Raw genomic sequence first — 25061 nt, 5'->3', positions numbered from 1 at the left:
TGCCGAGGGGGCCTACCCCCTCGGCTTTGACCAGACGCCAATTCTCCAACAGGCTTGCAATGAAAAAATCCGTCTATTCGCGACCGAACAAACCCTTCTTTGTCTCCGTTCAGCACCGATCCAGCCGCGATATTCCCAAGGCTCTGGACCACAAAAAACCTCTTGTCATCGACAAAGCGAGCGAGTGCCACGTGACACCCTGCAGCGTTGCCCACCGCATGGTCGAATACCTGGGACCGCCAGGGGATTTCTGTACCCTGGAACCGAGTGCAGGCACTGGCGCGCTGGTATGGACACTGCTGGCAAACGGATACCCTTCTGAGAAAATTTGCGCTATCGAGCGCCACCACAAGCTTGCCGCCCACGTGGAAACGCTTGGTGTCCCGGTCATTCAAACCTGTTTTCTGACCTATGCCGAGGAGGTCAAAGGCAGGGCTGAGTTTCAGAGAATTGTCATGAACCCGCCATTTTCGAAGGTTCTTAGACATATCGAGGCCGCCATGTCGCTCCTCGGGCAGAACGGCGACAGCTTGCCAGCTACGCTTGTCGCCTTGGTTCCGGTCACATTCGATCATGATGAAGCTGAAACGCTTGAAACTTTACCGGAAGATACGTTCTCGACGTGTCGGGTGCGGACCAAAGTTATCCGTTTCATTCAAGATGTTGACGAAGGCAACAGACGTGAACGCAACAGGTGATGTATTTTGGCAGCCATAGTGCCAATCTGCAGCACTGAACTTTCAACTGTAACGCGATGCTTAAAAAGTTGAAACGGGGCCAGGAACGGATTGTCGGCTTACGTGGCGCGTACGGGGTCTAACTGACATTCGTTGATCCAGCCTTCGTTGGCAATTTCGGCCCACTGCTGCCGTTCGTCAGTTAAGCAGAAGTTGCACTGCGGCTTCGCATAGCAGCCATTCGCTGCGGCTGCGTTGTCTGCCTCGCTGCCAAGGCCCACTAAGCGGACAAAGTTGCCATTGGCCGAAGGTCAGCTATGAACTGCTTTATCCAACGGGCCTACAGCCTTAAACACACACTTCATCAACTGTCCATAGTCCATCAAGTTCAAAATATATGAATTAGATGATTGCAATGCATTTGCTCCAGAAGTGAAGGTAGATGTAGTCACCAAGGTAGCGCCATTGCACAAATCCTTGGTCACGGTTCCAAGCAAACTTCTCACAATTTCCACTCCAACTGGTCTATCAGGACCAAACCTTTTGCACTCGAAAATCTGAGCCTGTGTCCCTAACACTCCCTTCGCTCGTACAAATACATCAAAGCCACCATCTGATGAAGACGCCGTAAGTTCGCAGTCACAGCCAAGTTCTGAGAAGACAGAATAGACAAGTTTCTCGAAGTTTCTTGAAGACATTTTGAACAGAGACGTCGGATCTAAAGCAGCGCTTTCCAATATTTTTTTCTGAGCCGACCTGCATAATTCTGCTGACTTCTCGTCATTTACAAGTGCTGCAATCGAGTACTGGTCAACACAAGCATCCAGCGTCTCGTATGCGTCAGAAACATCAGTATTTGATAGGCTTTCCAAAGTCTCATTATTAACTTCACCGAAGTTACCGACAAGCTCACTGGGGTCAAAATCGTCGGGTAAGTTCTGTGCGCAAATTTCGCTTAGGGCTTCGTGTCTCAATTGAGACGTGGTCTTATCGGTCGCTTCAAAAAAATCTCCACGTGCCGTCAAATGCACCTCGTTCTCTATGTTGAAAAATGCAGCCAAGAATTTCATAAACGCCTGCGGAAAAGTAAACGAATTCTCGTTGAGAAGAACCTCCGCAGGCAGGCGAGATAGCAAACGCTGAAGCCGCGAATTATTCAGCCCGGTTTCTTCCATGAGTTTCGCCAAGAGGTCGTGATTAACTACGTCCTTGCGTAAGAATCTCACGGAAAAATTGCGGAAGCTCGGATGAACCACCAAAGGTTTATTATCAATCACTCGTCGAAAAGCGTCGGGAACCGGAAGGGTATTTTTCTCTCCGAGTTTCTCCAGATGATTACCCTGAAATCTACGGGTCATGCCCACCACCCACTCGCTACCTTAACCGGACTTTAGCCGCACTTGATCTAACTAGCAAAATGGGCTCCATGCAGCCGTTGTCCGCTTCACCAGGAATGGACATATCATAGCTTGCTCGAATGTCGCGAGTGTTGCGTTGGGTAGGAGTGGTTCGGAGGAACCGCTATGTCTACTTTCAACCTGCCGATGGTGGTGCCCGCCAAGAAGGCATGGAACCACGGTCGCATTATCGGTCAGAAAAGGCCACTGCTCCCAAAACATGTCTGGGCGATCCGCGTTCGCCTCGAACTGGCCGGCGCCGTCCGTGATCTGGCGCTTTTCAATATGGCAGTCGATAGCAAACTGCGCGGCTGCGATCTGGTCCGACTGAAAATCGCGGACGTCTTCTCGGCTGGCGCAGTCAAGGAACGAACCTCGATTTTGCAGAGCAAGACAAAATCGCCGGTGCGGTTCGAAATCACCGATGGCACCCGAAAGGCCCTCATGGAGTGGATCAGCAATCCGGTGATGACCGGTCACGAGTACCTCTGGCCTGGCCGTTTCCATGACCGCCCGCATATATCGACGCGGCAATACGCTCGTCTCTTGAAGGACTGGGTGCGCTCGATCGGCTTGGAACCGAGCGCGTATGGCACGCATTCCCTGAGACGGACGAAGGTCGCCCAAATCTATAAAAAGACCGGCAACCTGCGAGCGGTTCAGCTTCTTCTCGGCCACACGAAGATGGACAGCACCGTCCGATACCTCGGCGTAGAACTCGAAGACTCGCTAACGATCTCTGAAGGCGTAGAGATCTGACGAAAGGGCCGGTGGTAGCACCGGCCCGTTGCGGTCATTCAACACCAATTGGTCCAAGGGCAGCTTCGGCCCCCATTCGGGTTTACAATGACTCGCGCTCAGATTCGAAAACCGGATTTTCGTTGCGTGGAGAACAAAAGAGCGAAATGCGCCGCCAATTCAGCCATCGCACGCGTTCGCCCGCTACGTCGAAGCGGCCGACTGTTGAATGGATCCAGATCCATATTTTCTCTCGGCTGAGGTCTGCGACCGCCCAGATGGTCTGACATAGGTCGGATAATCACCCAGGCGACTGAACTTGACGCAGGCGTCAGCCGGCCGTCGTGGACAAGGTGCTTCCGTTTGCGCACACGGCGGACGCCCTGGCCTGTGTCGAGACCGGACTAGCTGAGGACTAGGTTGCGGTCATTCTCAATAGGCAGCAGCACGACCATGCGTCATGACAACTTCAGGCCTGACGTGCCTTTCGATTTGCGTAGCGCCGGTCACGTTCAGCTTTACGAGCTGCGTCGTCCTGCAGGACCCGCTCGATACGGGTTTTGTCAGCCAGCTCGCGCGCATCGATTTCAGCTCTGGCTGCGGCAGCAACGGCGGCATCTCTTGCTGCTGCTTCAGCGGCAACGCGATTTTGTTCTTCAAGTTTCGCCTGCTCGCGCTCGGCTCGGCGCTGTTCACGAGCTTCGGCGATCATACGCCGCTCCGCCTGTTTGGCTTCGCGGGTCGGTTCGGCAGCCTCCTTGGCGGCACGAAAGGCCTCAACAAGGGCTGCCTTGGCGTCCTTCGCAGCGCCGCGGCGGTCGGTGTGTTCGCTATTTGTAATTCTTTTCAAATCTCAATTCCATTTGACGGGATACGTATAGCGGCTTCAGGACTTTCGTGCCCGTTTCGAAGCCGGCTTGGTTCCTGAGGCCAGACTGTCTCGCAATTCCTTGGCGAGCCGGGCCTCCCGCAATCTCTGAGTCTTTTCGTTGCGGGCAATTACGATCGAGTTCAGGTCTTCAATCGCACGTTGGCGTTCGAAGAGTTGCGACTGGGCTTTACCAAAAGCGGATTCGGCGTGCTGGCGAAGTTTGCTGTAGTTCTCGGACATGGCTTTCCTCGTAGAGGCCGCTCACCAGTGAGCAGTTACGAAAAAGGCCAGGCAACTTGCCTGGCCTTGCTTGGTCTCATGCTTTCGACAGTGCCAGTACATCCGTGGTCAAGGGAAAGCAGATTCCGGATCTATCAGGCGGCCTGCAGATTGCAGGCAGACATCTTGCCCGACTTGGTGTCGCGCTCCATGTCGTAGCCGATTTTCTGGCCTTCAACGATTTCGTGCATGCCAGCACGCTCGACAGCGGTGATATGGACGAATGCGTCCGGGCCGCCGTTGTCAGGCTGGATAAAGCCGAAGCCTTTGGTAGAATTGAACCATTTTACTGTGCCAGTGGTCATGATGAACCCTTTCATAGCATAGAGAGAGGAACCGGCAAGCAAAGGGCTCGCAGGTGGTGATAACGATGCTTTAAAGGGAGGGTTCGTTAAGAACGCGGTGCCAATCGCGTTGTAACCAAAGCTCGGCAAGAAAATATCGATGCCGCATTTCTATGGGTTTTAAATGAGAATGTCAACTACTGGTTTTGGTCTTCTAACGCTGAAAATATGGACTGTTTCACTACGAAAAGCAAAAGTGAGCCATACGGCGCAATAAAACCACATGATAATTGTCGCGTTATTTTATCATGTTTTTTTGAAAATAAAGAGGGAAAGAGATTTATTGAATTTATGCTTGCGGACACTTTGCCCCTGAGTGGCACCGTGTTGCACGGATTCAACAATATCAGCATCAAGCAATGTCCAGTTGTACTCGCGAAAATTCACGAGCGACCGCTGCCCTCCTCAGAGCTGTCTGCTAACAACGCGGAGTGGATCGGCTGCCTGCGATTGAACTCGCTCCAGTCGCGCGATCCGATGAAAGGCTGGCGCCCGCGCACGCTCTTCAACCTGTACCCGTGCGACCACACTAGTGTGGCGATTGGCGCAGCTTTCGAGGAAATGGACGAGGGCGAACCAGACATCACTACCACGCGCAAAGTGGAGCTGGCCGAGTCTTTCCGGTTCATGGTCCCATTTTACCCCTGAGAAGACGCACATCCGAACTGACATGCGTCGGTGTGCAGGCGAAGCGGACGCGGGAATTCTAACTCTGTTCGCCATCCCGTCTCTGTAAGCAAAGAGCTTCAGCTTGCTCAAGCACGAAAAATTTAGCGGTATTTTGCAGGCCAGCATCTTTCCTCGATCACGCCAAAGTCACTTTTTCTTGTTACCTGCGACAGTTGCCGAAACACCCCTGGTCAGGGCTGGTGTCGCTGGTTGTGGCGTTTCTGTTTTCGTTTGCACCTTCTTAGGTTTCCTTATTTCGCGATTTCCGCGTTTTTGCCCTTTGGCCATATAATCTTCTCCTGTTGAGTGAGCCGAGTTTGTTCGAACCATTCGATGGGTATGGCTCTTTCCCACTGAAATTGGCGGAATGTTGTAGTGCGAGATTTCCGGTTGCGTCTGACGACCTGTGCCGGATCCCGGGCAAAGGGACGCCTACTTGATATCGGCTTTCGTGAGCACGACCGTGGCCCTGCGTCTGCGCGAATAAGTCTTGCTGGTATGCCGCTCGATTGCAGCTCGCAGGCCATCGAATGCTGCCAGATAGTGTATCTCTTCGGAAAGCCGCTCTTTTGTCATCGCCTGGAGAATAGCGACCTCAACAAAAACCGAGATTTCGAATACACCATCGTATCCTGTGAAGCGTATGGATTGCTTCCCTGGATCGTAACTTCGGCTATGATTGGGAAATGTCAATGCCATTGGTGCAGCTCCTCCGATGACTGTGGCGTGTGAACTATCCAGGTCGCAAATGCTCCGTGTTTTGTGGGCAAGGTGTGGGTCTTCACGATGAATGGAGACGTCATGGCGCGCAGCAATGCACTGTAGTTGAGCCTGAAGGTTATCTCGGAACCCACGGTCGCCCCATGCTTTCCGGTGTCCAGTATCAGATGGTCGCCGCTTGCCCCAAGAACCTTAATTTCCGGCGCAGCAGTCAAACCACAAGAGTCGATGTCCTGACGACCCAAGGCCAGTATAGTCCGCAACGCTTTTCCGTCACGTTCATCGGCCGGCGGTGTGCCGAATGCCGACTGAACGATCTCTCCACAGAGCGTGAATTGCTTTGTCTTAGCCTCGATGACTTCCGCAACCAGAGAAATGGCATTTGTATAGAGGCCTTCGATCGGCTTTCGATTGAGAGGGGCCAAGCCAAGCAGGATTGATTCTCCGAGGCGACCCGAAAGCCCTGTTGGTGGGATTGAATGAAATCCAGCCTGCTCCTGGCACGAAAATCTCAACCCACCCATAGGCCCGAACCGGGAGTGCCGTTGTTTTCCAGTGCCATGGCAATTCTTTCCTGAGAATTGCATACGCGCCAGCTGACCGGGACGAAATGCTCTCGTTCTGTAAGGTGGATTATCAGAAGTTCGTATCGCCCGCCTGACCCCGAGAAACGCTTTCTCCCTAGTTATTTGATCAATTTCAGCCAAGATAAGCCGCAGGGCTTCGTTGTTATTCCGGTTCGTCCAACATGATCTGCATGCCTTCATTTTCCGCTGCCTGGATCGCAAAAGTCTCCCTTCGGCTATTTCGCGATTTGTGACGAAAAAAGTCCCTGAGTGTCGGGCCTTCCTTCACATAGAAAGCAACGGTATCCACTGCGGCATGATTGTGAAGTTGGAGATCCTCTGCGGACGCCGAACCAGGTTTGTTTTCTGACATGATGTGCTCTCCCGATCATGACTTGTCGAGTTCGAGTGCATCCAGGCAGGCTTTCGCCAAATCTCGGTCTGAGCTGTCCGAACCAGGAACTATCGCCCACCCAGTTTCCATGAGTGCATTCCAGCGCTGGTACGCAGCGGTTTCACGGATCTTTTCCAGCTTTGCTACACGTTCTGCGTCGGTGTGGGATAGGTCGATGCAAACCGGTACCAGCGCTGCAATCACTTCGTCTCGTGACTGCGTGTTCGCCATTTTTGTTGCATTTCCACCCGTTACCCAACCACCCCAGGAAAATCCTACCGCGCTCACTGCGACGGCTCCGATCAATACGCCAAGCGTTACAGGTTTCAGCCATTCGGGAGTATTCATTTCAGGTCCTCCTGCGGAGAAACGTCCGCTTCGCTTCGTTAATTGTCTTGAAATGCAAGTTGATCCAGACTGAGTACGGCTGCCAAATCTTCGCCGGAGATTTCACGCATCTCGGTCTTGCCCCGTCTCATGACGATCAGATAAGTTGCCGTCTTTCTGTAGGCCAGAAAGCTCACTCCTTGCAGTTCCTCCTCCTCGACCAGCACCTCGTAGGCGCCGGCTGGTAGAATTTCTGAACGGCCCTTTAGTGTGAAAGGATGGCAGAAAGTCACCGTCGACCTTGTCGATCGCATGTTCATCTTGGTTGCTGCCGATCTGTTTGATAACTGCATTGCAAAATCGAAATCGTAGTCTTTTCAGGGGGGATGTACCCTTAGACCCGATCTTGCTGATAACTTTACACGGCGCTTCGATGACGCGCGCTGATCCAAGTTAGCCTGAAACCTTTTATGCCTTCGTGTCCGCTAGCTGTTAGCGCTGCTTTTTTCGGCAATTTTTGCTTGCCGGTCTGTTATGCGCGTGAACCAACTGTTTGCAGTCAGGTTCCCGTCGGTTTGGCAGATCTCGATTTTCAGCCGAAAGCTGGGCTAAAGGGGAGATTTAGCAAAATCACAAGCAACGCGCGACAGATTGGAAGAGATCAAGTAGCTGCCGGTTTTGTTTTATCTCGTAGCTATTTTAACAATGGACCTTCGTGGTCGAGATATGCCTCGTCGAACTCTGCTATTTCGACGAGACGAAGCCGATTATCGAACGTCACGTGACCGTTTCTAAATGTGAGCAATCTATCTTCGCGCAATTGTCGTAGGACACGATTGACATGGATTGCGCTTAGTCCCAGTGCGTCGGCAAGATGATACTGCGTCAAAGGTCAGTCGAAACCTGCCCTGCTCCCCATGCCGACCAGAGCCAATCTGGCGCCGAGTTCAAGCAGAAAATGCGCAAGGCGTGCGCCTGCGTCGCGACGACCGATATTCACCAGATGCTCAACCACCATTGCCTCGTCTCGCGACGCAGCCCACAGGATAGCGTTTGCCAGGCGAGGCGTTTGCGAGAATGCTTGAAACAAATCGCCTGCCAGAACCTCGACAGCCTGGATGTTGGTTACCGGTTCAAAGCTATGGTCGGAAGTGCGCAAGAGCACACTGCGCAAGCCTAGAAAATCACCTGGGATCTGGAAGTCTATGATCTGGCGCGTCCCATCCTGCTGAATCTTATAGGAGCAGACCCAACCCTCTGAAAGAATGTAGGCTGCCTGTTCCGATTGCCCTTGCTGCACGAGGTCTCGCCCCGCTGCAAAAGACCGGCGGCGTTTATGCAATTGTTCCAAAACCTCGAGCTCAACCGGTGACAACGTGACGTATCCGGCCAACTTGCGGGTAAAGGGACTATCTTGGATGTCGTTCAAGTGGCACCTACCGGACCGGTAGTGATTTCTTGCAATGGTCTGTGCTGAGACTGCTTTCGATCAGTCCAGCTTAGGGCACTTCCTGCGACAATGGTAATTTCATGAGGCCTCAAGCCTATTTTGGAATTCAATTCCGACAAAGGAAAACTGCAATGTCTGACCACGCAGACTATTCGGGAATGGCCGCTCTTTCGATCTGCGAAGCACTTCTGCTTGCCTTGAGCGATCATAAACTTCTCCCCGAACACGAGATTGTAGGCGTCCTGCATGATGCCGCAGCCGCTCACGAGAATGCCCTGGGTACAGAAGCCGAAAGAAAAGCGCACCAGGCGGTTGTGAGCTTGATAAGGCGTATCATCGCCGGAGGAAACTCGGTTCGGAGCGTCTAGCAGAGGGCAAACTTTGTGGGACCTTCCATGCTTGTCGTCAACGAATGTCACCCTCTATGTAGCACTTTTTGAATTTAGAGAATGCAATTGCATTGTTATGCATTGAGCTTGAATTACCAAAATTTAGAAGGTTTTATATGAAATAAAAATCAACATCGTTATGTTATGTCAGTATTTTTCTTAAAAAATGCAATACTTAATATTGAAAATCCATAATGTAATTCAATTTCATTCAAAATAAAATTAGCAAATACAAAAAATATTCCTATATAATACAGCAGCGGCAGCAATTTTTAGGGCATTGCCGACCGAAGCCATCATACTTCGCCCCAACATCGAGGGCAGAATGACGTTCAACAGATCTACTTTCCAAAAACGCTTGGGACCCGACGTCGCCACGACGTGTTTGGCATTTTTGAGCTTTGCGATGATCATTTACGTGTCGGTGGAGGGTTATTTTTAATGAACCATGATTGCCCTGGGTGCTGGCTTTGCGGTCAGAAGACTATTCGTCGGCAACTTTCAGCTTGTGCTTCCTATATATTTGCAGGTCTTGTGATGTAGATTAGGCGATGCCGAGGAGAGGAACAGGCTGTCTCACTAAGCGTAAGATCTGCTTTTCTTGATCAGCTGTGTCCTAGTCGGAATTCCTTGGATCATAGGGCTCGATACTCGTCTTGACCTCAACATCCATTCCATAAAAGACCGCTCCGGGACGCGGGTCGTATGTTCCGCTGATAGGGATTGCCTGTCGAGGTGTCCGGGTAACGGCAACCCGGATGAGGTTTGGGCTGCCGATGATGCGATTGGTGGGATCGAACTCGACCCAGCCTTCGCTAGGCAGATATACCTCCGCCCATGCATGGGTTGCCCCGCCGCCAGAGTGCACGTGTCCGTCATCCAGGACATCGTTTAGATAACCCGTGACAAAGCGGGCTGCGAAGCCAGAACGGCGCGCCGCTTCCATAAATAGGAAAGCAAAATCGCGGCAACTGCCGGTTCCTTTCTTCAGAGTTGTTCCTGCACTCTGCGTGCCGCTACGTTCCCGTCGAACATAAGTCACATTGTGGTTGACCGTTTCTGACAACAAACGCAAAAAGTCGAGGACCTCATCCGGACCGGAACCGATTTCAGCCGCCAGCCACGCATCTAGTACCGGACACTCTTCCGGGTTCTCAAGCGATATGAACGGCGCGAGGTCTATAAGATCTTCCGTTGGGTACGTGAATGGATAGGCGCTTCTACTTCGCCCCGGAGAGGCAACGAAATCATCGTGGGAAAACCGCCGGATCAGCAATTCACTGCGGAATTCAAGTCTGCTAGAGGCCTCGGAAAACTCCGCGGTAGCGACCGAATTGCCAAACGTGTCGAAGTGCCAACTCAGCTTGGGTGCGGGAGAAATTGCAATTGCAGACGAGAGCAGTCGCAAATCATGGCCGTCTCTGGGGCGCAGCAAAAGCCTGTGAACACCAAACTTTACCGGCCGGCTATAGCGATATCGTGTAGTGTGAAGGATGCGAATAGCGGTTGTCATCTAAACCTTGTCGCCACCGCATGCCGTTGTTGGTTGTTCCTGGCTCGGAAAGCGCTGCAGCCTGGACCTTATTTCACTCGCGCACAAGGAAGAACGACATGCTCATCCGAATAGGGTTTGAGATTACCGTCACGTGCCCGGCGCCTGTACCAATGCTTTTGGCCTTGAGTGTTCATAGCGATTTTGCCAGCAGAATGATCGGCTCCGATCGCGTACGGAACATCGACATTCCCGATATCCGGGAATACACCGACGGCTATGGCAATCGCATTACCCGCCTGACCGCGCCTGCAGGAATCTCCACATTCTGGTCCGACTGCATCGTCGAAGTGGACGGTCAGCCGGATGAAGTTCAACTTGCCGCATCGCAAATCGCCCTGCAGGACCTGCCCAACGAAACATTGACCTACCTTTTCGCAAGCCGTTACTGCGACTCAGACCTGATGGGGGATTTTGCCTGGAAGAAATTCGGGCGGACGAAGGAGGGATGGTCGAGGGTTCAGGCGATCTGTGATTTCGTTCACAGCCATGTTTCCTTTGGCTACGAATATGGCCGGCCGGATAAAACAGCCGCGAACGTATTGAAAGAAAAAACCGGCGTTTGCCGGGATTTTGCCCAACTGGCGATAAGCCTGTGCCGGGCAATGGGAATTCCGGCTCGCTATGTCAGTGGTTATCTGGGGGACATAGGCGTCGCCGACACGGGCTTCGATGATTTCTGCGCGTGGTTCGAAGTTTATCTGGACGGCAAATGGTACACATTCGATGCTCGCTACAATGTGCCAAGAGCCGGACGAGTTCTGATGGTCAGGGGGCACGATGCGGCAGACGTCGCAATGATAACGTCTTTCGGTGCCTATGAGCTTACCGGCTTTCGTGTCTGGAGCCTGGAGCTGGCCGACAATGAGGACGAGGCCGCTTTGCTGCAATCCCTTGAAACCAGGCCTCATCCCCGGCAACGTGGATTGGGAAGTCAGCCGGGATTGACCGCATGGCAGATCGACACCTGACTTCTTCGGTAATCAGCGTGTCAACATTGACGACCAAAACAGGTGGGCGTTCCTGTCAAAACGGAATCTGTGGCGGACGCACTCGACAGACGTCTCCCCTGGATGGAACCTTCTGGAGGCTCGATCAAGGACCATGTTGCTCCACGCCGATGCGTACAGGACAGTTTTCAAGACTGGCTGGTGGGCGTGATTCCGCAATAAGGTCGACACAAGAAGAATATGGCAAGTGGTCGTTGCATCGGATAAATCGTCGGTCATTTTCATTGCAGACGCAGCATTCGAGCAGTGCAAATTTTTGTTGGGTATACGAATATAGAGAATCCGATCAACCATATTGGCGCCACCCAAAGACGGGTACATTTCGCCTGACGGTAATAAATAAATGTCTGGGCTCTTTCTGAAGTGGCTAAGACATTTCAAGCTCAAACCATCGCTGGTTTTGAAAATAAAACCCTAGAGCCTGCAGACGATCCCATTGGCTCACCATGCTCGCATATCTTCCGGACGGCCAATATTGGCCTAAGGAGTATGGAATGCTGGTCGAATGGTTGGAGTCAAGAAGCCTCTCAGGCAACGCCAGATCTGGGCGATCCGCTTTTTCCTCGATCGGGAAGGACGGACGCGCAACCGGGTGCTGTTCGATCTTACAATCGACAGCAAACTGCGAGGTTTCGATCTAGTAACGTTGAAGATCGGAACGGCGGTCGGTGGAGCTGCGATCCGTATAAGCACAGTGGTGGTTCGAAAGAAGACGGGCCGCCCCAGTTCGAGATATCTGCTGACGTCAGAGCAAGCCTGTTAGCATGGCTCGATCAGTCTGCGGCGGGAGGACTATGGCACCCATTCGCTGAGCAGGACAAAGGCAGCACTGCCGCCACCCAGAAATGCGCCTCCATCCCAATCTTTCGAGGACAGGCGCTATGAATCTGGAAGCCGCAGTTAATCAGATACCGTGCGAACCGCAGCTATCCCACTATTTTGGCCTCTTAACCGACAGTCTCCTGTCGGCCCGGAACTACCGTTCAACACCTATTGGTTCAATGGCTGCTTGGCGTCCCATTCCAGTCGTTCGGACTGAAATGTCGCGGCCTGGAAGCCGACAAAATCCGCAAACTTTGGATCGACGTGGGTGCGCCCCAAAAACGACCCTTAGATCAATTTCGCGATATTCTTAAAGTCGCCGTTAGGTCATGCGCCTTGTGAGCTGTCGACATTGGCCGAACTCAGCGATGCATTGGTTAACTACTCAGGACGCCCGACCGTGCTAGAATATCCTGCCGGAAGTATTCAGGGCAACAATCGAGCCGCTGCAGTTGGCCAGCCGTAAACCGGGGTGGTTTTCGTCGATCTCTACTTAAACGCGCGGTCAAAAGTTTGCATCACCACCGCCGATACGGTTCAGAGACCCTCAACCGAATATCTGGCTGCGGATTAGCCGTAAATGTGACGACACGCTAACCTACATCAGCATGCATCGCCACCACTGCTGCTATGTTGTCACACAGCTTCAATGATGGGCGACGCCGTTAAACCCGGCACCAAACAGCTGCTGACAAGTCACTTTTGCCTGTCTGGCAATCCTGATCGGGCCTACCGCCTGTCGCGCACTCCAGCCACACCCAGGAGGTCCCATGGACCATTCATCACATAAGCCCCTTCAGGCCGGCGAGATCATTGCCGCTAATGTCAAGGGCGCCGATATCTTCGGACCCGATGACAAAGTGATCGGTAATGTCTCCGAAATGCTCGGCACCGGACAGTACGCAAGGGCAGTCATTGAAGTTGGCGGCTTTTTCGGGATCGGAGTCAAGCAAGTTGCCCTTGATGTGTCACGCATCGCCTTCATGCGCGATGGAAACGGAAAAATCCTTGCTTACACCAAGATGACCAAGGTCGAATTGAAAAACTTGCCGGAGCATCGAGGCGGAGCTGTCAAAGGCCAAAGCAACTGATCGGAACACTATCCGGAGCGCGGATACACGCCGGAAAATGGCCTTCCGACGCGAGAACAGGAGAAAGAAATGGCAAAGGGCAAAAGCCGCCGCGGTAGAGAAGACAGAAAACCAAAGCAGAAAAAGACCAAGCCTGTCCCGTCACCCTCGTTCAGCAAGGGTTTGAGCATCGAGACATCGCCGAAGGCCAAAAAAGCCTGAACCGGATTTGTGGCAGGGCGATTGCCGATCCAAGCGGAAATTAAACACTGCTCCCAATACTGCCCGCGTGAATTGGCGATAGGTTGTGAACCGGCTCTGATGGTGCCCGCAGATATCCTGTGGCGTCGCCTCACATTCAGCACCTGCATACCGCCGCTTGATATTCGGCCGAATTTGGCATCGGAGGTTCCTGATGATCGTCGGGTGTCGCGGTTGGTTGCCACTTCGACGGGCAAACAAAGTACCTTGGAACGATATCAATCCTGTACGTGCGGAGTTGTTGTTTGGGGTCTAACGTCTGGAGCAGCATGCGACCAGTCTGGCAGCACAACAATACGTCACCCGTAAGCCACCGCGTGTGTTGCCATTGCAGCGCCGACCGGAAGAAAATGCAATTGCCTTCCCGGTCACGCGCGAGGCCTGCAATCTTGATTTCCAGCCGGTCACACGATCGTACCTGCTGCTCGGTGGTTTCTCGTTAGCTATCATCAGGTCGTGGCGCAAATTGGCGAAAGCGGAACCGATCTGCCGGCCAGTTACTAACGAACGCTGCCAAAGCTCGCAGATGGCGCGTTTCGGGGTACGCCCATGGGGCTTCGGTCTGGTTTTGGCCTTTATTGCAATACAGACAACCGCCTGGATGCACCGGGCGGCGATTGAGTGGATCCTCGGCATTACCCGTGAGGGCAATCGCCTGCGCGTGGCACCCAATATCCCAGAGGACTGGTCAGGCTTTTCGGCACGTCTGAAAGTAGCGGATACATTGTGCGAATTTGTGTGGCCCATACTGAAGATGCTATGGCGCGGCTTGACGGGCAGGCGATCGCCACCGCCGGGCCGGAGGCCTTCATGCCGCTCGATGGTGTACCGCACGATCTGGTGCTTGGCCTCAGTCATGTCGAGCCAAAGACGCCTGCCGTGTGACAGAGCCGGGTTATAAGGCGGCTGCGGAAAGAGAACGCCCCCTCCTCTCTGGCTCACGTCGTGTCGACATCAGTTTGCCGGCTGAGCACTGTGAGCGTGCGCCCTTCTTGCTTCAAAAATATCAGAGAGCCCCTGATGACAACGCTGAGCACATATCACGCAACGGTATACCGTTATCTGCAACCGGTCTTACTTGGACCTCACCGGATGATGTTGCGGCCGCGTGAAGCGCGCGACCTGCGGCTCATTTCGCATGAATTGATGGTGTCGCCAGAGGCAGAAATCACCTGGGCCCATGATGTCGCGGGCAATGCTGTCGCGACTGCCCGGTTCAGCGCGCCGACGGATCAATTGCTCGTCGAAAGTCGCGCAACTGTTGAACTCACCGCGTCGGCCTGGCCGGTATTCACAATTGCTACCGAGGCCATCAATTACCCATTTTTCTATTCCGATGACGACGTGATCGACCTAGGAGCGCTTTCAACACCTCAATATCCTGACCTTGACGGCCAACTATCCAGATGGGCCGAGGGTTTCGTCCTTGGACGTCCGACCGATACATTGTCACTCCTGAGGGACATCGCGGCCGGCGTCTCGACCAGCATTGCCTATCTAAGCCGCGAGATGGAGGGAACGCAGACGCCTCTGGACACACTATCGCGCGGATCAGGGGCATGTCGCGACATCGCAGTCCTGTTCGCGGAGGCTGTGCGAAGCCTTGGTTTCGGAGCGCGCGTCGTCTCCGGCTATCTGTTTGATCCTAATAAGCGCCTTGTGGGGCATGAAGGTAAGGGTTCCACCCATGCCTGAACGGAAGTCTTTCTACCAGGTGCAGGATGGGTCGCTTTCGATCCCACGAACCAAAGCGTTGGATCCAAAAATCTTGTCCCCGTTGCCGTCGCTCGCGGAATTCATCAGGTCGTCCCGGTTGCTGGCAGTTTTACGGGACCCGCGAACGCTCTTGGAGAAATGTCAGTCGAAGTGCATCACACAGTGATTGATGATTGAAGTTGGAATACCGACCGGGAATTCAATGGACGCCACGGTATAGGGAAACGTCTAACGGAGCACGGCACATATCGCGACAAGGGCCGGCTCAACCCATGACACGCCAAATCCGCTCCGGTCCCTAGCTGTTCCTGTTGATGCTTGTGCGTGGCTCGTCCGGGTTCAGCGTCCGGTCGAACACGGCGCTGGCACTTGCCAACGTCAGTCTTGCGGTCACGCCGCTCTCACTTGATGAATAATCGATCGAGCTACCGATTTGAGCAGACAACGCCTTTACCAGTCGTGTTCCCAATCCTACGTCGGTCTTGCCGGTGCCGGCACTCCCAAGACCTGGTCCGTTGTCGCTGACCGTAATCAGGATCGATCCGCTGAAATCTTTTCGACAGGCAATCCCGATCCGCCTGACAGAACCGGCGCGATGACCATACTTGAGAGCATTGGTGACGATCTCGGTAAAGATCTGCGCAACGGGGAGCACATGGTCGAATTGCAAGGCACAGTCAGGCGCGTAGGTTTCGGTGAAATTGACGTCGTCCGCAATGCCCGACCAGAGGGTTGTGCAAATCTGGCCCAGAAGATCCCCCAACTGAACTTCGTCTTCGGAACCGCTGCCGGCAAGTATCCGGTGCAGGTCCGACACGGCCTGGATATGTGCACTGATCGCGTTCAACAACAACGCAACTTCCATGGCATCCAATGGACCTTCCTGTCTCGTGAGACCGATCCCCTTGAGGCGTACGTAACTGGACAGCAAGGCCAGGTGATTGGCGATCCGGTGGTCGGCCTCGAGGGAGCCGGTGGAGCGGGCTTTGTTTCTGAAATTTCGCATTTTGGGACTCGTTGGTTCCTTTCTTTCACAGGACCGGGCGCAATTGCAGAACCCTTGCCGGGACGCGTCCACCGAACCCTGCGCACTGCTCTTCAACCAGTGAATGTGCGTCTTTCACCGACCTTACGCTCTCAGGTATTCAAACGGCACTGATACAGATCAGGCCAGTGGGCTCAAAGACACGCAGGGAGCCCGCACAGCTATTGATGAATCGCTTCCGATGCGCGACTTCACTGAACCCAATCCTGTTGTCTGCCACTCGCCAGCGGCTGCGTGGATACCAGTCATTCATTGAACGGTCAGGATGACGGCATGTGGTTTCCATCAACGTCGCAATGCAGAGTGCTGTCACTGTAGCTTCAGTCAGCGTAGACAGCAGTTCTGCTGCAAGTGGTTATCACGCGACGCTATTCCGTCAGATACCGCACCGTTGGCTTTCTTGAGAAATAACCGAATTCCCTGAGCTGCATAGTCAACCGTATGCGCGACCGTGCCGACTATTCAGACTTCCCCGGTTGTTCCGCTTCGGCGGAGGTCAGGCCGCGTCACCAGCCACAAGAGCGCAAGCAAACCAATTACTGCTGAGACTGCGGATCCCATAAGAATTCCGAGCTTTGCGGCTCCTAGTAGATCCGGATCAAAAGCCAGGTTCGCGATAAACAGCGACATGGTGAAGCCGATGCCCGCAAGAAAGGCTCCGGCTGTCAAGAATGGCCATGACAAATGAGGGGGCCTGGTTGCCAGGCCCAGACGGACGGCTCCCCAGCTGAACGCGAGAACACCGAGTGGCTTGCCAAACACAAGTCCGGCAACAATGGCGATGGAAACCTTCTGACTGACGTCGCTCAATTCGATCGTTACGCCCGCATTCGCGAAAGCGAAAAGCGGCATCACGACAAACCCCACCCAAGGATGCAGCGTCAATCCGAGCCGCTCGACCGGGGAAAGAGACTCTGAAACCGCCCGCCCGGCCTCGCGAAGATCACGGCGGTCCGGGGTGTCACCGCTCCAGTGCTCTCCTCCCGGATAGGCAAGCACCCGTCCGAGGATTGCACGCAGACGTGTATCGCTCACCCAGACTTGTGTCGGTGTCATCAAACCGAGAACAACCCCGGCAATCGTCGCATGGATACCCGATGCGTCGAAGCACAACCAGATGGCGCCGCCAATCAAAAAATATACCGGAACGCTCCTTACTCCGAGCCGTGCAAATCCCGCGACCAACCCAAGGCCGAGAATTGCAAGCCCAGTGACGGCCCAGTTCAACGGCACACCGTAAAAGACAGCCACCACCAATATTGCGCCCACATCGTCGAAAATCGCCAGCGACAACAAGAACAACCGAAGTATGGTGGGAATTCGCTGTCCGAAGAGCGCAAGACACCCGATCGCCAACGCCGTGTCTGTCGCCATGACTGTTCCCCAACCATGCGTCCCGGACTGTCCTGCGATTAAAACCAAATAGATTGCGACTGGAACGACCATCCCGCCGAGAGCTGCTGCTAGGGGCAGAGCCGCTTGTCTCGGTTTCCTCAATTCGCCCAGGACAAGTTCCCGCTTGAGTTCGAGAGATATCACGAAGAAAAAGAATGTCATCAACCCGTCGTTGATCCAGTGCCGCAACGAGCGGGTGAAGTCCAACGGCCCGAAATTCAGACCAACCGGTGTCTCCCAGAATGCAAGGAAGGTCGATGCCCAGTTTGAATTGGCCAGCAAAAGAGCCACCAACACAGCCACGAGCAACAGTCCGCCAGCCGCGGACTCGATCTTGAGAAACCTCGCGACGGGTATAGTGAACCTGTCGGCAATTTCGTGTGGCAGATTTGTATTGTTCTGGACAGTCATGGCAAATGTGGCACCGATTTACTGCGGAGTGGATTGAACCCTGATTGAGGGAATAGAACCAAAATTGCTTTCCACAAGGATCAATCGGACTGTGGCCGCCGAACCGAGTTTCCTCCCGCAATGATCCGTTTGATCAGGTCCGCGACCCCCCGGTGCATTTCCATGTCGGTTTGGGGACCGATTGCATTTTCGTGTGTTGTGGCGGCGTCGCGCAATACCCCCACGATCTCGTGCTCGGGAAGAATTTTATGGTCGTTCAATGCGAGCAAAAGCGCTTCGCAGATCGAGAGCGCCGCCAGTCCGGAATATTCGTTCTGATCAGGCATCTTGGCTACCCCTTTCAAGAATTAGAGCCCAAAGTCGGGTGCCAGTCCGATAAACTTCACCATACTGACAGAAAATCAGTATGCTGGACTGATCGAAAGCAGTGTTGGCCCAGACATTTCGGATAATGGATTGTTGCTTGGGAGAAACGCCTTTGAAACCTATCGAGAAAAGTCCGCTTGCCCGCAAGCTTTCAAGCTTCGTGGCCTTGTCCACGAACGAACTTGAAGTATTGCATCATCTGCACCGGCGCCGCCGCTCATTCGTTGCAGGGCGTGATCTCGTTCAACAGGGACAGTCGGAACAGGCCGCCTATATTCTTTCCGAAGGTTGGGTTTGCTCCTACAAGCTCCAGCCGGACGGTTCACGGCAGATCATCGATTTCCAAATCCCGGGGGATTTCCTGGGATTGCGAAGTGTTTTATTGCGCACCTCGGACCACAGCTTCGAACCTGTCACCGATATTCAAGCAGCTGAAGTTCCGTCCGATGATCTGCTTGCAGCCTTCGCACAAACTACCCGCCTGGCGACTGCCATTCTGTGGGCCGCGTCCCGGGACGAGGCGATGGTCGTCGAACATCTCGTAAACCTGGGCCGCCGCGATGCCGACGTCCGTATGGCCCATTTTCTGCTCGAACTTGGTTCCAGGCTGGCGCTGGTCGGCATGGGTAGCCAAACCGGCTATGACTGTCCGCTGACACAGTATCACCTCGCCGATGCACTTGGATTGAGCGCCGTGCACGTCAACCGCGTTTTGCGGCAACTGCGTGAAAATGGGTTAGTCACGTTTCGAAACGGCAAGGTGATATTCGACGATCGTGACCGCCTGGTCAAAATTGCAGAGTTCGATCCCGAATATCTCGACCAGACCGGGCCATTGCTGACATAGGCCCCACGCTCGCGCCTACGCGATTTTCAGACAACTTCGTTTCTTCGAAATGCGACCGGAAAGAATAAGAAGTTACAAGCGCCGGCGCGCTTGTCCACATTCTACTTATGCTTGAGGGTCGCAAGATAGAAGCTGTTCGCGAGACAGTATGTTCGTAGGTCATGATCTTGACTGCAACGGAACGAAATAACACCGAGGACTAACCTCGATCAGGATGCGCACCCAGGGCAGCATGTAAGATCAGCAGAACGGTCGGAGTCTCGATCAATTCCTGGGTAGTCGTTTCAAAGCTTCGACAAAGACAGAAAATAGCGAAGCAGCGTTTCCCTTGCACAAGGGGACCTGCGATGGCCGGCTCTTCAAGAGAAAACATCTCGGGACAGTCTTTCTAGTGAACCCGGCTTTGAAAATGCCGGCTACCGGTATCCGTCTGCATGCCAAAGCGTGTGATCGCGGGCTTTGAACGATCCATGCGCATTTTGCGAGGGAGTAATTTGGCTATGGAAACACAATCAAAGAGAGATTGCCCCAAGCCAGATTCCACAGATCTGGAGAGGAGGGTTCTAGCGCATGAGAGAATTCTGCAATCTCTCATCGCATACATGTCCCATTCGGAGCCGCGGTTTGTCGAGCATCTCAAGACACGCTTTGTCGACACCATGTTGATGGCACGCCGGGAACAGGACTACAGAGACGTTGACGACTATACTGAAGAATTCATACGGGCGGTAATGAACCTTGAGGAATCATGCGCAGTTACAACATCGAACGTTTCAAAATCTAAAACGGTTGCCAAGCGACCGGTGATAAAACGGGTGCTTGCTACCATGGACATGCTTCCGCCGGAGGGGAAACCGGACCGCGTCCAGGTCAGAGAAAAAAATGGAATATGGGAGGTAACGGTAGATGGCGCCTTCTTAGGCAACTATCATCAATTTGAACACGCCAAGACAGCCGCGGCGCTGGCCAGGTATTCACTCAAATGAAACAGGGCCGTCCATCGCTTGTCCGTTTGGGGCATTTAGATCGGAAAAGAAAAGCAGATCTCCGGATCAGTCTGGGATGCCGTCTTGAGTTCGAGTTTCCGAAATCCACTCCGCTAATTGCAATGCTTAATGTCGATAGCGCACGATATCGTGACCTCGAGCGACTGGATTATTTGACGACGTCTCCGTGCGTACCGATCGAGAGCTATCGGGATTCCTTCGGGAATTGGTGTTCCAGGATGACGACATCTCCGGGCACCTTCACATTGGCGACGCATGGCATCTTCCTGGACAGCGGCAATAAGGATCCGGTTTTTTCTGATGCCTATCAGCATGCCGTGGAAGACCTCCCGTCCGATACGTTTGTGTTTCTTTTAGGAAGCCGGTATTGCGACACGGATCTCTTGTCGGAAGAAGCTTGGCGGCTGTTTGGAAATTCAAAGACTGGCTGGGCCAGGGTACAGGCCATTTGTGACTACGTGCACCAACATGTGGTCTTCAGCTATGAGCATGCGAGAGCGACCCGCACAGCGACCCAGACACTAGCTGAAGGACGAGGTGTCTGCCGTGACTTCGCCCACCTTGCGATCAGTTTCTGCCGCTGTGTGAACATCCCGGCCCGCTATTGCACGGGATATCTGAGTGATATCGGCGAGCCGGAACCGCATCCTCCAGGTGACTTCGCAGCCTGGATGGAAGTCTTCCTGGCCAATCGATGGTGGGTCTTCGATCCGCGCAACAATCAACGCCGCATCGCACGATTTCTGATTGGTCGCGGGCGGGATGCAGCCGATGTTCCCCTGACACAGACCTTTGGCGAAAATATTTTAAGAAAATTCGAAGTTTGGACTAAGATTTCTGATTGAGACTAACTTCGATCAGTACACGATCGTTAGGGTTTATCTATAGTTGTTTAAACATTCTAGCTTCAAAGAAAATTCTTGACCGAAGATAACTTCGGAGACTTGCTTGCAAGACAACCAACAGACGCGGCGGACATAACCATGAACACCCGCTCTACCAGGTCGACAGTGAAGTTCTTCCATCCGTTCACTTTGAAAGGGCAATCGGAAGTACTGCCTGCCGGAGATTATGAAATTCTTGTCGAAGAAGAACTTCTTCGGGACATGAATTTCCTCGGATACCGAAAGACGGCAACGTATCTGATCGTTGCCGACAAGGGCAAGACTGTGATGCGGGAAATCTCCGGAAAGGACTTGGAAGCGGTGCTCAACCGAGACCGGGCCGCCAACGATGACGGACTAAACAACGAGGCGGCGCTTTGTCCGCCGGAGAACTTGTAATGAATACACCCGAATGGCTAAAACCTGTCGCGCTCGGCGTTGTGATCGGCGCGGCTGCCGCTAGCACGCTCGGGTTTTCGTGGGGCGGCTGGGTGACTGGCGGAAGTGCGGCGAAGATGGCGAATGCGCTTTCACATGACAAAGTGATTGCGGCGCTTGTCCCGGTTTGCGTCGACTTGTCACGCACCGACACGGAGCGCGCGGCAAAGCTGGCGAAATTCGCGAAACTTCAGCATACCAGCGCAGAAACGCCCTGATGGGAACTGGATGGGCGACGATACCTGGATCCGACACCGCGGATCGGGATTTGGCCCAAGCCTGCCTTGCGGCACTTGAGCCTGACTTATCTTGACGAAAACTCGTTCAAATGCCTGCAACCGGGGTAGTAATCATGCCTGATGAGACACTTCCTTATCTCGAGTCAGAATTAGCGGACACTGTTGCGTACTACGTGAAACAAGACTTGAGACATCAGGGCTTCTTCCGCCGAAAGATGCGAAATCGATGGGAGAGTACATTCTCTATCCATACGGCGGAAAACCAAGGCATGCCGGTTGGTACGCACAAGACCAGTTGAAAGCAGCCCCTCGTGAGGTATCTCTGCGGACGGCCTGTATTCACAACCGGACCATTTTGCAATCTGGCCTGATAACCAGATGCGGAATATCCCTCAAACTCAAGCTGGGAAGGCCTCCGCCCAAGCTCATGGCTCTTCCGGAGAGGAATAGCTATGAACTCTGATAACACTGGTCCTCCCAACTCAGGGCCGTGGGGAACAGGTCCAGAAGACCGATCAGCGGACATAGATGCCTTTCTGCGACAGGGGCGGCGGCAATTTGGCGGAATGTTACCGCAAGGCCCACCATCGTTGCGCGGACTGCTCATCGCTGGCGCGATTGCCGTCACCGCATTAGGGATCTGGTCTTCCTACTACACTGTGCCCAGTGATTCCGTCGCGGTGATTCAGCGTTTCGGCAAGTTTGTTGCTGAAGTGCCACCTGGACTGCATTTCAAGTTACCGATGGGCATCGACACCGCCACGATCGTACCGGTAAAGCGCCAACTGAAACAGGAATTCGGTTTCACCACACCAGGTGGCAACGATCCCTACCAGAGCCCGACCGACGGACGCCGTGAAACCGAAATGGTGACCGGTGATCTGAACGCCGCCCTTGTCGAATGGGTCGTTCAGTACCGTATCTCCGATCCGGTCAAATTTCTGTTCGAGGTGCGCGAACCGGCCGCCACGCTTCGCTACGTCTCGGAATCCGTAATGCGTGAGGTCGTCGGTGACCGCACTGTCGACGAGGTCATCACGATTGGCCGGCAGGAAATCGAAAGTGAAGCGCTGCTAAAGATGCAAGCCCTGGCCACAAAATACGCCATGGGTATCAGCATCGATCAGGTGCAGCTCAAGAATATCAACCCACCTGAACCCGTTCAGGCCTCGTTCAACGAGGTCAATCAGGCCCAACAGGAAAAGGAGCGCCTGATCAACGAAGCCCGCCGGGAATACAACAAGATCATCCCGCTAGCCGAAGGCGAAAAGGACCAGCGTATCCGCGAAGCCGACGGCTATCGGCTGAAACGGATCAACGAGGCCGAAGGTGACACCGCCCGCTTCACCGCGCTCCTGACGGAATATCTGAAAGCACCGGATGTGACCCGGCGGCGGATCTACATCGAAACCCTTCAGGATGTGATGCCCGGTATAGGGTCGAAAATCATCGTTGACGGATCAACCGGCAGCATCCTGCCGCTACTCAATCTCGATCGCCAAAGGGAAATCAAGCCATGAAAGTCGTATGGGGCATTCTTTCGGGGATTGCCGCAGTTGCGGTTGTGTCCGCTTCCACCGCCGTCTACACGATCAGCGAAGTCGAACAGGCGATCATCACCCAGTTCGGTAAGCCCGTTGGCGCGCCGGTCACGACATCGGGTCTCAAATTGAAACTGCCATTCATCCAGGAGGTCAACAGGATCGACCGTCGGGTTCTGGAGTGGGACGGCAATCCCTCGGATATGCCGACAAAAGACAAGCTGTATATTTCCGTCGACCTGTTTGCCCGTTGGAAGATCACGGATCCCTTGCAGTACTTTCTTCGTCTGCGTGACGAGCGAAGCGCTCAATCGCGGCTCGACGACATCCTTGGCAGCGAAACACGTAACGCGGTTGCCAAGCACGAGCTGATCGAGATCATCCGGACGACAAGAGGGCGCACCCCCTTAAGGGATTCTCTCCTCACAGATGAGGAACTGGCACAGGACATCGGATCCCTAGTCCCCATTCAAAAGGGCCGGGCACTTGTGGAGCAGGAAATTTTCCAAGCTGCCGCCGAGAAGGTCCGCGTTTTCGGCATTGCACTGCTCGACATCCGGTTCAAGCGCATCAACTACAACGAAAGCGTCCGCCCTAAGATCTACGACCGGATGGTCTCGGAGCGGCGGCAAATCGCCGAACGCTTCCTGTCCGAAGGCAATGGCGAGGCCGCACGTATTCGTGGCAATCGTGTGCGAGATCTGAACAAGATTCAGTCCGAGGCCTATCGTGAGGTGGAGGAAATCCGCGGAGTGGCCGATGCCGCCGCTGCCGAAATTTACGCCCGGGCTTACAACACCACCGCGCAAGCCGTGGAATTCTACGAGTTCACGCGCACCATGCAGGCCTACAAGGACATGATCTCCACTGGAACGACCCTTGTCTTGTCGACAGACAGCGATCTCTTCAAGTTCCTTGAAGGGATGCACTCCAGTGCATCAAACTCGGGCGACCATCCGCCAGACCTCAACGTCGAATTCTTGAATCAGGCGACCACACGCATTCGATGAACCGATCGCAACTGAATACTAGCTGCTGCACTAGACCCAACGATACGCAAAATCCTGACCAACGGGAACTGCAATTCGCTGCTGAAAACAGATACTGAACATTCGCACGCCAGCTCATCTATCAGTCACCGTTAAACCGCAATCACAGTGTTATATGCATCTGCAGAGGCTGCCCCAAACCAAAGACTTTAGCCGCTGGCATAAACCCGGTTTCAGCCTACCATCCAAATCCTACGTGTTTGAATTTATAAAGCGGACAGTGCCAGTTTCACCAGTCGTGTGCACGGCTGCCGCGTGCTTGTTTGTGAACGGATACGATCCCTCCTGAGGGTGGCGCCATTTGAGAGAACGATTAAATGCGGAACGAAATCAGAAACCGGCGCACCCGTTCACAAAGGCGAGACTCCCATCCTGTTCCCCGTAAATTCGTTCTGCGGAGATATCAAAAAGCCTCTCAGGACGAAGAAACGCTCATCACAGTGCCTGGTGTCGCACCATATGGCAGTTGCTGGCCGGTACCTGACGGTGCACCTCCCGCAGCAAGCCCGAAACTGGTGCGAACCCGTTTGCCGGATCCCTTTGATTTCATGGTTCGGGCGCATGCAGTCTGGGACGATGAGGGCGGT

General features: G+C 53.8%; 29 protein-coding genes and 1 pseudogene. 16 read left to right on the top strand and 14 right to left on the bottom strand.

Translation table 11 applies throughout. The features are described 5' to 3' along the window. The first annotated feature begins 59 nt into the window (after nucleotides 1–59). Nucleotides 60–698, top strand: coding sequence for a hypothetical protein (locus ACP90_RS08530; RefSeq protein WP_062487929.1), 639 nt, complete (start codon nucleotides 60–62; stop codon nucleotides 696–698). A gap of 290 nt (nucleotides 699–988) precedes the next feature. Here the strand turns inward: ACP90_RS08530 and ACP90_RS08525 are convergent, their stop codons facing one another. Then, nucleotides 989–2035, bottom strand: coding sequence for a restriction endonuclease (locus ACP90_RS08525; RefSeq protein ID WP_088665266.1), 1047 nt, complete (start codon nucleotides 2033–2035; stop codon nucleotides 989–991). A gap of 165 nt (nucleotides 2036–2200) precedes the next feature. On the opposite strand from ACP90_RS08525, the gene ACP90_RS08520 reads away from it, so the two are divergent. Further along, nucleotides 2201–2833, top strand: coding sequence for a tyrosine-type recombinase/integrase (locus ACP90_RS08520; protein ID WP_062487926.1), 633 nt, complete (start codon nucleotides 2201–2203; stop codon nucleotides 2831–2833). 448 nt (nucleotides 2834–3281) lie between these two features. Here ACP90_RS08520 and ACP90_RS08515 read toward each other — a convergent pair whose 3' ends face one another. The 3 genes from ACP90_RS08515 to ACP90_RS08505 all read right to left on the bottom strand — a co-directional run bounded on the left by ACP90_RS08515 (nucleotide 3282) and on the right by ACP90_RS08505 (nucleotide 4267). Further along, a complete protein-coding gene (locus ACP90_RS08515; RefSeq protein WP_062487924.1) occupies nucleotides 3282–3662 on the bottom strand; it encodes a DUF6481 family protein in 381 nt (126 codons plus the stop codon). 36 nt (nucleotides 3663–3698) lie between these two features. Beyond that, nucleotides 3699–3923, bottom strand: coding sequence for a hypothetical protein (locus ACP90_RS08510; protein ID WP_062487923.1), 225 nt, complete (start codon nucleotides 3921–3923; stop codon nucleotides 3699–3701). 134 nt (nucleotides 3924–4057) lie between these two features. Further along, entirely contained in the window at nucleotides 4058–4267 is a 210-nt protein-coding gene (locus ACP90_RS08505) for a cold-shock protein (RefSeq protein ID WP_062491466.1), read from the bottom strand. Between the two features lie 330 nt (nucleotides 4268–4597). Here ACP90_RS08505 and ACP90_RS28605 point away from each other — a divergent pair, with 330 nt between their 5' ends. Continuing rightward, nucleotides 4598–4954 (top strand): hypothetical protein, encoded by a 357-nt coding sequence (locus tag ACP90_RS28605; protein WP_062487921.1) that lies wholly within the window; start codon nucleotides 4598–4600, stop codon nucleotides 4952–4954. A gap of 453 nt (nucleotides 4955–5407) precedes the next feature. Here ACP90_RS28605 and ACP90_RS27940 read toward each other — a convergent pair whose 3' ends face one another. The 6 genes from ACP90_RS27940 to ACP90_RS28595 form a co-directional block, all read right to left on the bottom strand. Next, nucleotides 5408–5674, bottom strand: coding sequence for a DUF1488 family protein (locus tag ACP90_RS27940; RefSeq protein ID WP_077292262.1), 267 nt, complete (start codon nucleotides 5672–5674; stop codon nucleotides 5408–5410). Then, complete coding sequence (locus ACP90_RS08495) at nucleotides 5665–6120, bottom strand: hypothetical protein (RefSeq protein ID WP_062487919.1); 456 nt, start codon at nucleotides 6118–6120, stop codon at nucleotides 5665–5667. Before ACP90_RS08495 ends, ACP90_RS27940 begins: the two co-directional genes overlap by 10 nt. A gap of 529 nt (nucleotides 6121–6649) precedes the next feature. Next, the gene (locus tag ACP90_RS08485; protein ID WP_062487916.1) at nucleotides 6650–7003 is read right to left on the bottom strand and encodes a hypothetical protein; all 354 of its coding nucleotides are present in this window, start codon (nucleotides 7001–7003) and stop codon (nucleotides 6650–6652) included. A gap of 38 nt (nucleotides 7004–7041) precedes the next feature. Further along, nucleotides 7042–7302, bottom strand: a complete 261-nt coding sequence (locus tag ACP90_RS08480; RefSeq protein WP_077292258.1) for a hypothetical protein — start codon at nucleotides 7300–7302, stop codon at nucleotides 7042–7044. Nucleotides 7303–7676: 374 nt separating this feature from the next. Continuing rightward, a complete protein-coding gene (locus ACP90_RS28720; protein ID WP_286145750.1) occupies nucleotides 7677–7871 on the bottom strand; it encodes a helix-turn-helix domain-containing protein in 195 nt (64 codons plus the stop codon). Nucleotides 7872–7874: 3 nt separating this feature from the next. Continuing rightward, nucleotides 7875–8411 carry a Crp/Fnr family transcriptional regulator gene (locus tag ACP90_RS28595; RefSeq protein ID WP_286145749.1) on the bottom strand — a complete coding sequence of 179 codons (537 nt, stop codon included), beginning with the start codon at nucleotides 8409–8411 and terminating at the stop codon, nucleotides 7875–7877. A 152-nt stretch (nucleotides 8412–8563) separates the two neighbouring features. On the opposite strand from ACP90_RS28595, the gene ACP90_RS08470 reads away from it, so the two are divergent. Beyond that, nucleotides 8564–8800 (top strand): hypothetical protein, encoded by a 237-nt coding sequence (locus ACP90_RS08470; protein ID WP_062487915.1) that lies wholly within the window; start codon nucleotides 8564–8566, stop codon nucleotides 8798–8800. Between the two features lie 637 nt (nucleotides 8801–9437). Here the strand turns inward: ACP90_RS08470 and ACP90_RS08465 are convergent. After that, entirely contained in the window at nucleotides 9438–10334 is an 897-nt protein-coding gene (locus ACP90_RS08465; RefSeq protein ID WP_062487913.1) for a transglutaminase family protein, read from the bottom strand. 194 nt (nucleotides 10335–10528) lie between these two features. Between ACP90_RS08465 and ACP90_RS08460 the strand changes: the two genes are divergently transcribed. The 5 genes and pseudogenes from ACP90_RS08460 (at nucleotide 10529) to ACP90_RS08445 (ending at nucleotide 15429) form a co-directional block, all read left to right on the top strand. Continuing rightward, on the top strand, nucleotides 10529–11344 hold the full coding sequence (locus tag ACP90_RS08460) for a transglutaminase family protein (protein WP_324252000.1): 816 nt from the start codon (nucleotides 10529–10531) through the stop codon (nucleotides 11342–11344). Nucleotides 11345–11888: 544 nt separating this feature from the next. Next, a complete protein-coding gene (locus ACP90_RS27935; RefSeq protein WP_062487910.1) occupies nucleotides 11889–12146 on the top strand; it encodes a hypothetical protein in 258 nt (85 codons plus the stop codon). An 829-nt stretch (nucleotides 12147–12975) separates the two neighbouring features. Further along, nucleotides 12976–13296, top strand: coding sequence for a PRC-barrel domain-containing protein (locus tag ACP90_RS08450; RefSeq protein ID WP_062487908.1), 321 nt, complete (start codon nucleotides 12976–12978; stop codon nucleotides 13294–13296). A gap of 999 nt (nucleotides 13297–14295) precedes the next feature. Further along, complete coding sequence (locus ACP90_RS28715) at nucleotides 14296–14421, top strand: hypothetical protein (protein WP_265733500.1); 126 nt, start codon at nucleotides 14296–14298, stop codon at nucleotides 14419–14421. A gap of 135 nt (nucleotides 14422–14556) precedes the next feature. Beyond that, a pseudogene (locus ACP90_RS08445) lies at nucleotides 14557–15429 on the top strand (transglutaminase family protein). 121 nt (nucleotides 15430–15550) lie between these two features. Here ACP90_RS08445 and ACP90_RS08440 read toward each other — a convergent pair. The 3 genes from ACP90_RS08440 to ACP90_RS08430 all read right to left on the bottom strand — a co-directional run bounded on the left by ACP90_RS08440 (nucleotide 15551) and on the right by ACP90_RS08430 (nucleotide 18429). Next, on the bottom strand, nucleotides 15551–16258 hold the full coding sequence (locus tag ACP90_RS08440; protein WP_062487907.1) for a sensor histidine kinase: 708 nt from the start codon (nucleotides 16256–16258) through the stop codon (nucleotides 15551–15553). Nucleotides 16259–16759: 501 nt separating this feature from the next. Beyond that, the gene (nhaA, locus tag ACP90_RS08435; RefSeq protein ID WP_062487905.1) at nucleotides 16760–18103 is read right to left on the bottom strand and encodes a Na+/H+ antiporter NhaA; all 1344 of its coding nucleotides are present in this window, start codon (nucleotides 18101–18103) and stop codon (nucleotides 16760–16762) included. Nucleotides 18104–18183: 80 nt separating this feature from the next. Next, nucleotides 18184–18429, bottom strand: coding sequence for a hypothetical protein (locus tag ACP90_RS08430; protein WP_062487904.1), 246 nt, complete (start codon nucleotides 18427–18429; stop codon nucleotides 18184–18186). Nucleotides 18430–18581: 152 nt separating this feature from the next. On the opposite strand from ACP90_RS08430, the gene ACP90_RS08425 reads away from it, so the two are divergent. From ACP90_RS08425 to hflC, 7 genes are all read left to right on the top strand, one after another. Beyond that, a complete protein-coding gene (locus ACP90_RS08425) occupies nucleotides 18582–19316 on the top strand; it encodes a Crp/Fnr family transcriptional regulator (RefSeq protein ID WP_228148031.1) in 735 nt (244 codons plus the stop codon). A gap of 500 nt (nucleotides 19317–19816) precedes the next feature. After that, nucleotides 19817–20302, top strand: a complete 486-nt coding sequence (locus ACP90_RS08420) for a hypothetical protein (protein ID WP_062487900.1) — start codon at nucleotides 19817–19819, stop codon at nucleotides 20300–20302. Nucleotides 20303–20424: 122 nt separating this feature from the next. Next, the gene (locus tag ACP90_RS08415) at nucleotides 20425–21168 is read left to right on the top strand and encodes a transglutaminase family protein (RefSeq protein ID WP_286145762.1); all 744 of its coding nucleotides are present in this window, start codon (nucleotides 20425–20427) and stop codon (nucleotides 21166–21168) included. 138 nt (nucleotides 21169–21306) lie between these two features. Next, nucleotides 21307–21606, top strand: a complete 300-nt coding sequence (locus ACP90_RS08410; RefSeq protein WP_062487898.1) for a hypothetical protein — start codon at nucleotides 21307–21309, stop codon at nucleotides 21604–21606. Then, entirely contained in the window at nucleotides 21606–21863 is a 258-nt protein-coding gene (locus tag ACP90_RS08405; RefSeq protein WP_208993486.1) for a hypothetical protein, read from the top strand. Before ACP90_RS08410 ends, ACP90_RS08405 begins: the two co-directional genes overlap by 1 nt. Nucleotides 21864–22474: 611 nt before the next feature. Continuing rightward, nucleotides 22475–23404, top strand: a complete 930-nt coding sequence (gene hflK, locus ACP90_RS08400; protein ID WP_208993485.1) for an FtsH protease activity modulator HflK — start codon at nucleotides 22475–22477, stop codon at nucleotides 23402–23404. Beyond that, a complete protein-coding gene (gene hflC, locus ACP90_RS08395; protein WP_062487895.1) occupies nucleotides 23401–24435 on the top strand; it encodes a protease modulator HflC in 1035 nt (344 codons plus the stop codon). The genes hflK and hflC overlap by 4 nt, the downstream gene beginning before the upstream one ends. Nucleotides 24436–25061 lie beyond the last annotated feature (626 nt).

Origin of the sequence: Labrenzia sp. CP4, from assembly GCF_001579905.1 — a bacterium.
GTDB classification, from domain to species: domain Bacteria; phylum Pseudomonadota; class Alphaproteobacteria; order Rhizobiales; family Stappiaceae; genus Roseibium; species Roseibium algicola.
This window is presented reverse-complemented; position numbering and strand designations above follow the sequence as displayed.